The sequence below is a fragment of the Candidatus Sarmatiella mevalonica genome (assembly GCF_016751895.1).
Taxonomy (GTDB): Bacteria; Pseudomonadota; Alphaproteobacteria; order Rickettsiales; family Rickettsiaceae; genus Sarmatiella; species Sarmatiella mevalonica.
Window position 1 is genome coordinate 1 of record NZ_JACVVM010000035.1, and the last position, 13,022, is coordinate 13,022.

The 13,022-nt window shown below is 36.7% G+C and carries 11 protein-coding genes and 1 pseudogene; 6 read left to right on the forward strand and 6 right to left on the reverse strand.

Translation table 11 applies throughout. The annotated features are described in order from the left end of the window. Nucleotides 1-196: 196 nt before the first annotated feature. From Sarmat_RS03745 to obgE, 6 genes are all read right to left on the reverse strand, one after another. Entirely contained in the window at nt 197-484 is a 288-nt protein-coding gene (locus Sarmat_RS03745) for a transposase family protein (protein WP_202149493.1), read from the reverse strand. Next, nucleotides 481-612 carry a hypothetical protein gene (locus Sarmat_RS07100; RefSeq protein WP_279611751.1) on the reverse strand — a complete coding sequence of 44 codons (132 nt, stop codon included), beginning with the start codon at nt 610-612 and terminating at the stop codon, nt 481-483. Before Sarmat_RS07100 ends, Sarmat_RS03745 begins: the two co-directional genes overlap by 4 nt. A 1,105-nt stretch (nt 613-1,717) precedes the next feature. Beyond that, nucleotides 1,718-3,340 (reverse strand): NTP/NDP exchange transporter, encoded by a 1,623-nt coding sequence (locus tag Sarmat_RS03750; RefSeq protein WP_244127123.1) that lies wholly within the window; start codon nt 3,338-3,340, stop codon nt 1,718-1,720. A 94-nt stretch (nt 3,341-3,434) separates the two neighbouring features. Next, nucleotides 3,435-5,684 carry a flagellar biosynthesis protein FlhA gene (locus Sarmat_RS03755; RefSeq protein WP_202149494.1) on the reverse strand — a complete coding sequence of 750 codons (2,250 nt, stop codon included), beginning with the start codon at nt 5,682-5,684 and terminating at the stop codon, nt 3,435-3,437. A gap of 78 nt (nt 5,685-5,762) precedes the next feature. After that, nucleotides 5,763-7,508 carry an NAD+ synthase gene (locus Sarmat_RS03760; protein ID WP_202149495.1) on the reverse strand — a complete coding sequence of 582 codons (1,746 nt, stop codon included), beginning with the start codon at nt 7,506-7,508 and terminating at the stop codon, nt 5,763-5,765. Between the two features lie 21 nt (nt 7,509-7,529). Continuing rightward, a complete protein-coding gene (gene obgE, locus Sarmat_RS03765) occupies nt 7,530-8,537 on the reverse strand; it encodes a GTPase ObgE (RefSeq protein ID WP_202149496.1) in 1,008 nt (335 codons plus the stop codon). A 203-nt stretch (nt 8,538-8,740) separates the two neighbouring features. On the opposite strand from obgE, the gene Sarmat_RS03770 reads away from it, so the two are divergent. The 6 genes and pseudogenes from Sarmat_RS03770 to Sarmat_RS03795 form a co-directional block, all read left to right on the forward strand. Continuing rightward, nucleotides 8,741-9,409, forward strand: coding sequence for an alpha/beta hydrolase (locus Sarmat_RS03770; RefSeq protein ID WP_202149497.1), 669 nt, complete (start codon nt 8,741-8,743; stop codon nt 9,407-9,409). A gap of 22 nt (nt 9,410-9,431) precedes the next feature. After that, a complete protein-coding gene (atpD, locus tag Sarmat_RS03775; RefSeq protein ID WP_202149498.1) occupies nt 9,432-10,874 on the forward strand; it encodes a F0F1 ATP synthase subunit beta in 1,443 nt (480 codons plus the stop codon). A gap of 130 nt (nt 10,875-11,004) precedes the next feature. After that, nucleotides 11,005-11,472, forward strand: coding sequence for a hypothetical protein (locus Sarmat_RS03780; RefSeq protein WP_202149499.1), 468 nt, complete (start codon nt 11,005-11,007; stop codon nt 11,470-11,472). Between the two features lie 114 nt (nt 11,473-11,586). Continuing rightward, nucleotides 11,587-11,904 (forward strand): thioredoxin, encoded by a 318-nt coding sequence (gene trxA, locus Sarmat_RS03785; RefSeq protein WP_202149500.1) that lies wholly within the window; start codon nt 11,587-11,589, stop codon nt 11,902-11,904. Between the two features lie 75 nt (nt 11,905-11,979). Continuing rightward, nucleotides 11,980-12,354: an NADH-quinone oxidoreductase subunit A gene (locus Sarmat_RS03790; RefSeq protein ID WP_202149501.1), complete on the forward strand. Its 375-nt coding sequence runs from the start codon at nt 11,980-11,982 to the stop codon at nt 12,352-12,354. A 231-nt stretch (nt 12,355-12,585) separates the two neighbouring features. Continuing rightward, nucleotides 12,586-12,687 (forward strand): annotated as a pseudogene (locus Sarmat_RS03795) (IS481 family transposase); the annotation flags it as partial. Nucleotides 12,688-13,022 lie beyond the last annotated feature (335 nt).

The window sequence follows — 13,022 nt, forward strand, 5'->3', positions numbered from 1 at the left end:
TTTTGGCTATTACCGCTTTTTATAAAACTTATTACTTTTTTACGTAAATCTATACTATATGCTCGCATTTTTTGCTTCATATTATCATATAATTTACGCTACCTCAAGCTAATTTAGTATAGTGTCGCTACTATATTTTTTTGACATCTTTTCTCTTTTTTTGACGTCTATTATAGCAATTCTTCTTTATTATATTTCAATATTTTACGTGACTGGTTCTAAGTTGAGCGATAATATTTTCAACTTTTATACGTCTTTTAGCAATTATCTTATTATATATTTTTTGCCAGTAACTCAAGGGCTTTTTCTTTCGTTTTTTTATCGGTGTTTTGGCGTTCTTGCAAAGTTTCTTTAACCCCTGATATCCGGAATCAGCATAAATATTGGTATCTATCGGAAGACGATCTTTCTGTTTATGAATTTTAAAATCATGAACCTTGCCGCGGTAGGATTTCAGTCTTAAGCGTGTACCTACGTTTCTCACCAGAAAAATAATCTATCAAATTCTTCGCAACTAATGCCAAATAATCTTAAAAAATTCTTGGATGTTTCCTGATTTTTATGTATGATATTGCCATATATGGAGTAGTTTTGTGTTGAAATAAACTGCATATACCTTCTGTCTTGAAAAATCAAGGCCTCTTTCTATCATTAGGCGATATATTCTTACTTACGCAACAGGTCTATAGTATTTGCCGCTCTTTTTCCCGAGTAGCTTCACCAACCTCTGTTTTTGCAAATACTCATATCAATACCACTTATCATCTATATACACAAGACTTTGAGTTGGTATACCCCCTTTCTTTGTTCATATCGCTCACGTTTTTCTTCGCAAGCTTCTACATAGGTAAAATCTTTTTTTATAGATATATCCCAGTTTTTTTTAACCAATAATGTGCACCTGCTGCACTCATATTAAAATCCTTTCTTGCCACCAACTTTTTTAGATAAATAATTACCCTCTGTTTTATATCTTGCGACTCAATTCCTTACTGTATTTGGTGATATCTCGCATTTCAATGCAGCTCTATTGCAGATATTGTCTTTATTTACATAATTCATTACTTTATCGCATTATATACTCAAATTTCAACTTAATTTACTATATGTATTCATGGCAGCAAAATATACTCAAAATGAACTTTGCGATTGCGTCGTAGTTAAAAGGTTGATCTTTAAGAAACCTATATGTTCTCTGGGTTTTAGAACTATGCTTAGCGTTACCCCTGTGCCAAGAGCCATATTTTTGGCGCTAACTAAAAAATTTTCAATTAGGCTAATTATCATTCTGACAAAACACTCTATCCTTGATTCTTTCCAAGAAAGGTTTCATGTAAGCGCTTGAAGTAGTATATTATGCATCATCAGAAAATACATCCTTATACTACTTCAATCCCCTATATTCAAGCCGCTTCTACTACCCCTCACTACATAAATTGTAAGGTACTATGGTCGATGGTTCTTGCAATACAAAATTATTTGAAACCTGGATAGAGAAATTTCTAATCAAAGAGCTGGAAGCTGCTCAAGTGGTGATCATGGATAATGCTGCTTTTGTAAATTTCAAAAGACTAAAGATTTAATTGAATCTGTAAGCTGCGCAACTTTATTCGCCAGGCCTAAACCCAATTGAAAAGTTTCTTTATTTCACCTAATGCAAGGTGATTTACTATACTCTTTATATTTGCCTATGGCTTGCATGAGTTTGACGAGAGGACTAATTTACTGCATTGATATCATCATGCTGTTGACGCAAAATGCTCAAGTGTTCTTTCGATAAAGAGTATACAGCTACAATCCATCCACAACACACCACAGCAAAAGCTACAGCAAGAAACCAGACGATATTTTCATGTCGAGCGCTCGGTACGATAGTAAAAATTAAGAATTGCACAACCGAAGAGAAGCTTTTACCCACCTTCGCCCCAACAATATCTACTGCCGCCTTACCTTTGGTTTTAATTTCACTAGGCAACGGAATATATACCATTTCTTTTGTAGCATCGAATAAAGAATATTTCACCCCTTTACCCAGAACATTTTGCAAACCACCAATAAATACAATCACCGCCAGAGGCTGAAGGCCGTATAAAAAATCAAAATATTGCAGATGATCTTGTAGAAGACATGCAACAAAAAAAGTCAGTCCAGCACCCATAATACATATAGGAGTGATAGACGCAACCAACCGCCAGCTAAACAAGCGCATTAGGCTTACTCCGCAAAAAGCAGCGATTAAAGTACAGGTACCTGTCCAAAACAACACGTGCCCCTGGTACGTGATAAAATCTTGGCAGTTAGTATACAACTGCTTGGTTTTAGACATCCATAGACCTTCTATAAAACCAATTGCCAGACTATAAGAAGTAGTAATAACAAAAATTAACCACAAACACTTAGAGCGTATAATTACCTGAGCACTTTCTAAAAGAGTTAACTTTAAAATCTGATTGTCTTCTATCGCTTTAAGCGGCAGTTCCTTGAGGTTTTTAATTGCAGTAACCTCTATAAATCTATGCAAAAGTAAGATACAGATGCCAGATATAATAACAATCATCGTTAATGACTTAAAAACTATTTCCGTAGGGTCATAAATATCGCAAAAAAATGGCATTAAAAAATGATTATTCCCTGCAAAATAAACAATCACACTACCAGAAAGTAATAGATTTGATTGACCAAAAAAAGAAAAAAATGGATAAAATCTCCTAGCCTCTTCGCTGCTAGTAATTTTATTAGCCAATTGCCAAAAAAACAAAATAAACACTACAACATTCCATAATTCAGCCAATATGTAATATAACGCAAAGCTCCATTTACCGGCTATAATAACAAACCACCTGAGATGAGGCAAGGTTTGTACATATTTTTCTACAAACGCTGGGTCTGGATGGAAAAACTGTTGATTAGGAAAAACTACAAAGCACAAAAAGGCAAAGGCAAATAGAAAAAGAGAAGTGACAATGCGAAAGATATTTTCAGCTCGCATAACATTTGATAGTTTTGCATAAGCGATAACAAATAAAAAACCAGCTGGCATCTCACCCCAAAGTTTAATAAAACTCAATACTTCTGAGCCAAGTTGCACAACAACCGAGGTATCTTTAATACTACGCACTAAATTTTGATTTAAAAGGATGATAAACATCAGCGCTGCCATAGGCAGGAAGCGCTTGAGCTCGTGCGAGCGTATGGGCCAAACAGAATATCTAAATTTACTATTACGTAAGTTATGAAAGCGCTGTCTGTGCTCAACATTAATAGTACTTTCCAATGGTTCTAGATTTTGTTGCGTAATATTATTTGAACATCTAACTTTTGCCTTAACCATACCTTTCATTATTAAATTTTAGAAATGCGAGTTTATCACCTCCAAAGTATAAAGACTAGATGAGTAAATTGCAATGCTTGATAGTGAGGTTCATGATGCTTATCTATTCAATAATACCCATCATTTTTAACTGTAACCTAGTTGGAATTTCTGCTGTAGATAGAACTGGAATTTTGGGATTGGTGCGCGCTATTATTTGACGTAAATATGGTCTGAGACGTGGATTACACAAGAGTACGGGCAATATATTTTGCACAGAGATAATCTCATCATATTTTTGAGAAAGTCTCGTGATAAAATCATTTAAAATTGAAGGGGCGATAACCCACATCTTTTCTTCTTCTCCAGCTAAACCATTAATGAATTGATTTTCTAAGTTAGGGCTTAAGTTAATAATAGGTAGAGTATTATCTTGATCTAAATATTTATAGCTAATCTGTAAACCAATACGGCTTCTTACAAACTCAGTGATATTAATGATAGATCTGGTAACTTTAATAATTTCCCCTATAGACTCTAGAATAGTAGGTAAATCTCTCACAGATACATGCTCTGCAAGTAAAGCCTGCAACACTTTCTGTAACAGTCCAACGCTTACAATATCTGGTATCAAATCCTTCACTAATTTTTGGTAATCTGTCGGTATATCTTGCACAAGTTTTTGAGTTTCAGAATAGCTCAGTAATTCCGGTAAATATTCCTTAACTACTTCTGTGATATGCGTAGCAACAAGTTCAGTAGGAGTGATCCAGCTATGATAGACTAATTGATCTTTCATATTATCTGGCACCCATTTTGCTGGCAAATTAAATATTGGGTCCAAACAATCAATGCCAGTTAGCTGAGAGAGATCGTCCTCTGGATCTTTTTGCATAATTAAAAGATGTAAAGGCTCTATCTGACCGCTGGCTACAACAATTTCTTTGATTTTAATACAATATATGTTACGAGCAAGAGATAAGTCATCTCTAATCTTTACAGATGGCATAACGAATCCATATTCTTTGATAATTGTCTTCCTAACATCCTGCAAAGAATTCATTAACTGTGCTCGTTGTTCATTTTTAAGTATATATAGCAAACCATAACCCACTTCTAAACTAAGAATATCTAACCTCAACATATCACTCACTTTTTGTTGGTTAACGGTATCTTGAGAATAGTTATCAAAAGATGGTTTTTTTATAGGCGCAAAGAAATCCTTGTCAAAATCAAAGGGGCTTGTTGGTTTTTCCGTTTTTCCAAAATTATTATCATCTAATGATGGCAATGGTGGTAAAGATGGTTTATCAAAAGGTGAAGATGGCGTTTTAGAGCCGAACAAAGAACTAAATGAGTCATCTGGTTTCGTAATTTTTTTTTCTTCTTTATGTTGGCTTTTATATACAAAATACCCAGCTACCCCACTCAATCCACCCAAGCAAAAAAATGGCACAAATGGCATACCTGGGGCTATACCTAAAGCTGTTGTAACCAAGGCCGTCATCCACAATGCTTGATAATATTTACTTAACTGATCAAACAAAGCTTGGTCAGTATTGCGATCAGAACCAGACTTCGTAACTAACAAACCAGAAGCAAGAGAAATGATGAGAGCTGGAATTTGAGAAATTAACCCTTCCCCAATAGTTAGTGTGCTATAAACGTGCATAGCATCACTAAAACTCAAACCTCTTTGGAGAATGCCTATAATCATCCCACCAACCAAGTTAATGAAGGTGATGATGAGGGCGGCTATAGCATCCCCCCTTACGAATTTATTAGCACCATCCATGGCACCATAAAAAGCACTTTCTGTTTCTAGTTCTTTTCTACGAACCTTCGCTACATCTTCAGTAATTAATCCAGACCCTAAATCTGCATCAATAGCCATTTGTTTACCTGGCATGGCGTCCAGGCTAAACCTAGCAGCCACCTCGGCGATCCTACCAGAACCCTTAGTAATAACTATAAAGTTAATTAACGTTAGAATAAGAAAAACTATAAGACCAATTACTACATTGCCCTGCATTACAAAATGACCAAAGGCCTCTATTACCTCCCCCGCAGCCGATGAGCCATTATGACCATTAGAAAGTATTAAACGAGTTGAGGCGATGTTTAAAGAAAGCCTTAGCATCGTTGTTACAAGCAAAATGGTAGGAAAAACACTTAACTCCAAGGCTTTATGTATGAAAAGCGTGGTCATCAACACTATCATAGATATAGCTACGGAGAGGGCGAGTAAGGTATCGAGTATAAGAGTGGGTACTGGAAAAAGTAGAACAATCAAAACGCCAAGTACACCAAATGCTAGAAAATAACCGCTAAAATGGCTGAGTTTTTCTTTAAGATCAGCAAAGAATGAAGGCATTAATGTAATAAAATTGATTGAACGTAAACAAAATATGGAATGATATGAATGATACTGATATACCAAGGTATTTGCAAGTTAGTATAACAATGCATTGCGTCTTAGCATTATGGGATAACGCCTCTCTTTGTCAAAACTGGCATGACCAACCTTTATACCTAGCGGCGCTTGTTTACGCTTAAATTCACTGCTGCCAATCATATTAACTACGCGCTTGAAGAGTTCATCATTGTCTGGAGGCATAGCCATTGAATCCTCAAGATAAGTTTTTAATATTTTATCTAATATAGAATATTCCGGCAGGTCTTGCTCGTCATATTGCTCATCTCTCAACTCCGCCGATGGTTTTTTATTCAGAACACTCGCATTAATCACATCTAGTTCATGGTTATATACTTTCACGCTCTTAGGTAAATGCTTATTACGAAACTTCACTAGGTTGTATACCTGTGTTTTGTATAGGTCTTTTAGAGGATTAAAGCCGCATGCCATATCGCCATATAAAGTAGCATAACCGCAGGCCAATTCGCTTTTATTGCTAGTGCCTAACACTAGCGCGCTATTAGCATTAGCAAAACTCATGATAATATCTCCTCTAATCCGCGCCTGTATATTTTGTAATGCTACATCACTGGCTTTTATATCTGCATCACCCAAAGATGCCTCGAGTTGTGAGTTTTGATGTTTATTGTGAATATGAGGTAAAATCAATCTTTGATAGTGCTCAAATAACATATCAATTTCTATTACGGTATGATCAGTTTGTAGCGCAATCGCAATTGCAGAGCTGTCCGTGGCGCTTTGAGAGCTATTAAACTTTGTGGGCATATATATGGTGTGTACCATTTGAGACCCTAGCGCGTCACATGCTAATAGGGTAGTGAGAGCCGAATCTATTCCACCAGAGAGAGCGATATAAACGCAATTAAAATTATGAAATGCGAAATATTCTCTGATACCAAAAATGAGCGCACCATAAAGCTCGTCTAAGTTGTCCATTTCAACTATTTTTTTATGTGCGCTTTCCTTTAAAAGATCATCTTTTACATCAAAATTCGTGACAGTTAAACCAGAGCTATCTTCATCATCATCTAAATCCAGCTGCATCAGTTGCTCTTGGTATGAGTGGCATTGCAAGATATTAAAGGAGTTATTAGAAGATTGATGCATAATAAAACTCGCTCCTTCATATAATATAGAATCATGCATCATTACTTGATTGCAATAAATCAGGTTAGTGCTAGTAGTTCTACAAAAACGCTCAGCCACCTCATATCTCAGCTTTTGTTTGTTAATATGATAAGGAGACGCGTTTATTGCAATGGTATATGCGGCTTGTGTATTAGATAAGGAGTGAGAAAATTCATCGCGCCATAAGTCTTGGCATATAGCAATGATATAAGGTTGGTTATGAATTGTAATGATGTTATTTTCACGGCATGATGCGCCGGGAGTGAAATATCTATATTCATCAAAAACACTATCATTAGGCAAAAAGCTCTTGTGAGTTATATGCTGTACTTGGCCATTTGCGATAAATAAACAAGAATTATGCAACGCTTCATCTATCTTCCAAGGGCTACCTATAAGCACTGCCAGAGATCGTATCTCTTTTGCAAAGCTATGTATTTGATGCATTAAACTTTGTATATAACTTTCTCTTAGTAATAAATCTTCCGGAATATAACCAGTACTGAATAATTCTGGTAGTACTAGCAGCTGCGCCCCTAAATCGTTCGCCCAATGATAATATTTTAATGCGTAGGCTAAATTAGCAATAAAATCACCTAAAACAGGCTTTGCTTGAGCTACAATAATCCTCATATTTCACTTTCCCATATTAAACTAGCTAATTAAATGTTGCAACAAAACATCTATTCCTAAACGGCTGTGATTCGAGATAGCAAAAACCTCCGTTTTAAGTCTAGCGCTCACCATTGCCACTATTTGCGTCAAGATTTCCGACTCAATCCCCTCGCACTTATTCAAACAAATAACCTCGCGTTTTTCTAATAGCGCGGAAGAATAGACGCTCATTTCATTACGGACGATCTGATAATTTTTAATAATATTATTCATCCAAATATCTAGCTGATCTTGTGGGCCATTACCTATATCTATTAAATGCAGCAGCGTTTTACATCTCTCTAAGTGCTTCAAGAATCTATCTCCTAAGCCATGCCCAAGGTGCGCGCCCTCTATCAAACCTGGAATGTCAGCCAAAATAGTCTCTGAATCATAACCATGAATCACTCCCAAATTCGGAGAAAGTGTCGTGAAAGCATAGTTTGCTATTTTGGGTTTAGCAGCAGTTACAGCGGCTAAAAAAGAAGATTTGCCAGCGTTTGGTAGGCCAATAATACCTATATCAGCAATAATTTTTAGTTTTAATTCTAATAAAACTTCCACTCCATCCTGGCCAGGAATAATTCTGCGTGGAGCTCTATTAACAGAAGATTTAAAGCGCGCGTTTCCCACGCCGCCATGACCACCCTGAGCAATAACTAGCCTTTGGTCTTTATGTACTAGATCTACCATCAGCAAGCCATCTTCAGAGTATATCTGAGTGCCTAGAGGAACTGGTATTATTAAATCTTCGCCAGATTTACCGGTTTTATTAGCGCTTTTGCCATTTTCGCCATTTTGCGCTTCAAAATGCTTCTTATACCTAAAATGAGCAAAAGTGTTGATGCTATGATCTACAACGATAATCACGTCGCCACCTTTACCTCCGTCTCCTCCATCTGGCCCACCCATTTCTATAAATTTCTCTCTTCTAAAGCTACATGCGCCATTACCACCATCTCCACTTTTTACTAAAATCCTGATCTCGTCAAAAAAATTGTTTGCCATGCTCTTTACTATGTGATGTTTTAGAAATATCATACTAATATACGACATATGATATAAACATAATAGATGTATAAATGGACGCGCCAGCGTTCTTTTTAGTGTTTATATGTATTTTAAAGATGAATTTCGTATGAAATATTAAGTTAGTTTGTAATGCTATGATGGCGATTACGTTGTTATTTTTTGTCTCTGAGTTTTAAACTATGCCAGAAATATTTATTAATGGGAATAATGGCAAGATACACGCCTATTACCATCCTTCTGCTGAGCAAAACGCGCCAATAGCATTACTCTTGCCACCAAGCCATTTATATGGAGGGAGCTATAAAAACAAGGTGGTACATAAAATCTATTCCGCTTTTGTTAAGTACGGAATATCGGTGTTAAAAATAGATTTTAACGATGTGGCGCAAGAGAATGAGTGTGGTGTCAATAGCAATTGTCAATCTGGCGTGCAAGAGTTATGCGATGCCTCCGTTGCCTTTGATTGGTTACAAACTAATAATCAATACTCCGCCAAAACGATTGTGGCAGGTTTCTCTTTTGGTTCATGGATAGCCATGCAATTAGCCATTAGAAGGCCGGAGGTAGACAACTTCATCGCAGTGGCACCACCAATCAATAAGTATGATTTTTCGTTTTTTCCTCCGTCTTTAGTGTCTGGATTGATTGTACATGGAGAAGCCGATAGCGTCTGCTTAGAGGAATATAGCAGAGATTTTGTGAATAAGGTGGGTAAAAGAAAAGGTAACGTAGAAATTGTACATAAAAGCGTCATTGGCGCCGATCATTTTTTTAGAGATAAGCTAGAGGATCTAGAATATGAGATTAATAATTATTTGGAAAATGAGTTATTAATGACGCAAAATTAACAATAAAAAAGTAAGTAAAGGTATGACTAAAAAAAATAAAACTAGCGTGGGTAAAATTGTTCAGGTGGTTTCAGCTGTTGTAGATGTACAGTTTGCTGGCATAGAGCAATTACCAAGAATTTTAAACGCTTTAGAATGCAGAGTTGGTGATAGAAGAATTGTATTAGAGGTGGCACAACACATAGGAGACGAAACTGTAAGGTGTATCGCTATCCAGTCAACGGATGGTCTATCTAGAGGGGTGGAAGTAGTGGATACTGGCAACCCTATACAAGTGCCTGTTGGACATGAGGTGCTAGGACGCATCATGAATGTGACTGGCGATCCAATAGATTGCAAGGGGCCTATCAATACTACACAAAGAGCTTCAATATATGCCGAAGCCCCTTCGTTTGCTCAGCAATCTACTGAAAGAAAGATTTTTGTTACTGGTATTAAGGTTATTGATTTACTTGCTCCCTATGTGAAAGGTGGGAAAATTGGTTTGTTTGGTGGCGCTGGCGTTGGTAAAACCGTGCTAATTATGGAGCTAATCAACAATATTGCTAAGGCATATGGCGGCTATACAGTATTTGCGGGAGTAGGAGAAAGAACGCGCGAAGGAAATGATCTTTATCATGAGATGATGGAATCTGGTGTAATTAATACAGAAAATCTAGAAAAGTCTAAGGTTGCTCTAGTGTATGGTCAAATGAACGAACCCCCAGGGGCGCGAGCCAGAGTTGCGCTTTCTGGTTTAACAATGGCAGAATATTTTAGGGATATGCATGGCGGACAGGATGTTTTGCTGTTTGTAGATAATATCTTCCGCTTTACGCAGGCGGGGTCTGAGGTTTCAGCTACTCTTGGCAGAATTCCATCTGCTGTGGGATATCAGCCAACTTTAGCAAGCGATATGGGTGCCTTGCAAGAAAGAATTACCTCTACCAAAAATGGCTCTATTACTTCCGTGCAAGCGGTTTATGTACCCGCGGATGACTTGACTGACCCAGCTCCAGCCACTTCTTTTACTCACCTAGATGCAACAACTGTGCTGAGCAGGGCTATTTCTGAGCAAGGTATATATCCGGCAGTTGATCCGCTAGATAGCAATTCTCAAATCCTAGATCCAACTATTGTGGGGCAAGAACATTATGATACTGCGCGTGGAGTCCAGCAGATTCTGCAAAGTTATAAGTCATTGCAAGATATCATTGCTATTTTAGGTATGGATGAGCTTTCAGAAGAGGATAAGTTGGTGGTAAATAGAGCGAGAAAAATACAAAGATTCTTGTCACAGCCATTCTTCTCTGCGGAAGTTTTTACTGGTACGCCAGGAAAATTCGTTTCGTTACAAGAAACTATCAAGGGTTTTAAAGGTTTAATGTCTGGAGAATACGATCATCTTCCAGAAGCAGCTTTTTATATGATAGGTTCTATAGAAGAAGCTGTAGCGAAAGCGAAAAGTATGGAGGAAAGGGTTTAATTTAACATCTCTTCTACTAGAGTAACCGATAAAATATAAAATTGGTATAAAACATATGAATAATGATATAGTAAAGCTCAGTATAATCGGTTTAATTGGCGGTTTATTATTGTGTTGGTTAGTGGGTTTTATGATGTACCTAAATTACATATATACCTATCAAATTAATAGGGCAATGAAAACTGATATAATAGCACTATATTACAACAATGATCAGACCTTGGATGCGTGCGCGAATTTGTTAAAACAAGACCAGGCGCCGGTTGCATTAATTCTCGAAAACGATAACCTACAAAGTCTACAGAATTTTTTTCGTGAACAAGGTATTGCGTCATCCAGGATAGTATTCGAAAAAAACGTTGGTAGCAGGAACGTGAAGAATGCGAGTAGTTTTATCACTACAAGCAACGTGAAGTCTGTGCGTTATATTATGAAACACTATGAGCTACCTAGGGCGAATATTAGTCTTTCTGCGCAAGTTCGAGAAAATGTTGTGATAGTACTAAATCCTGTTTTTGCCCCCGTGTCTAGCATTTCTGTGCTCATATCTGAGTATCATAGACTTATTAGAGCTTTTTGGGTGTATCGCTATCTTTAAAAATAAATTAAATTTTTTATTAAATACATAATTAAATATGAAGTTTTTTGCGGTATTTTCTTTTTTTAGTTATGTTTTCTCTGATATTTTTCTTTTTTAGTGTAGGTATGTTTTATGGTGTTGAGCGTGACAGATAGTAACTTTCAACAGGAAGTACTCGATTCCGAGGCTTTGGTTTTAGTAGATTTTTGGGCAGAATGGTGCGGGCCATGCAAAATGTTTGGGCCGATCCTAGAAGAGGTTTCTAATTTATTAAGCGACAAAATAAAGATTTGTAAAATGGATATTGATGCAAATCCAAATACCCCAACTGCTTTTGCGATACGTTCTATACCAACCATTATGCTTTTTCGTAACGGAGAAGCGGTGAGTACTAAAACTGGATTGATGCAAAAGGATTCGCTTATTGCATGGATTGAAGAATATCAATGATAAAAATTTAGGGAGTATTGACGAAAATTCGAAGAGTATTAATGTCAAAAAAAATATAATATAAAAGTATAATATATGCATCATCATTATGCCGTTATTTTTATTTTCTTAGTATTTTTGCTTTGTGTAGCGTCTGGCCTTCTTTGCTTAGCTTACTTTTTAAATAGAAGGCGCTTCGGCAATATTGCGAATATAAGTGATGCTAAATATACTAGCTATGAATGCGGTTTTGACCCTCATAATGCCCCTGTGTTTTATAACATTAATTTCTATCGTCTTGCCGTATTGTTTTTGATTTTTGACGTAGAATTGATTTTTTGTATTCCATGGGCACTGAATATAAGAACCGTGCAAATTTTTGGGTTTGGCTCCATGCTGTGCTTCATTTTCATTTTAACTCTAGCTTTTATATACGAGTGGAAAAAGGGTGTGCTAGACGAACTGGTTTAATTTTCTTTTTGTTCTTCCTATATGCGCAAGTTTTTGCTCCGCTCTATAGTAATTTAGATTGAATTAGGTATTTTAAAGAAATAACCTCATATAATTGATCAAATTCAGTAATTTGATTTTTAATCCATCGTTTCATATTAGCCCAAAATTTCTCTATTGGATTCAGAGTTGTTCGATCCCAGAGAATAATGGTGTATATTATGGAGAGAATAATTTATGGAGAAAAATCTTATGGGACAAATATTACACGCGAATGCCAGAACAACGGAGGCAATCCGTAGAGAGATCCGTGATAGTAAAGAGAGCATAGAGAAAGCGGCTAAAAGATTTAATAGACCTCTTTCCTCACTCTACTCCTGATGGCAACTGTGGCGACGCTGTCGATGCGCAAGTCCTCACGTACTTCATGTACGCTGCGGCTCTGTGCTTCGTATACTCCTCGCATTTGCTCTTAATTGAGCGAGTTTCGAAAGAGGTCTATTGGATGTGCGCAATCCTAGAGAAGATAAAATCGCGAGAAAACGAACATTTGTAAGCGAAGGTTTTCTCGAGTTATTTAGCCAACTAAGGAACACTCCAATATTTTCTTATGAAACCAGAAATCATGGCGATTTCTTTCAAGATGTTTATCCATGGAGCAAATTTAGCCATACTAATACGGTGAGATC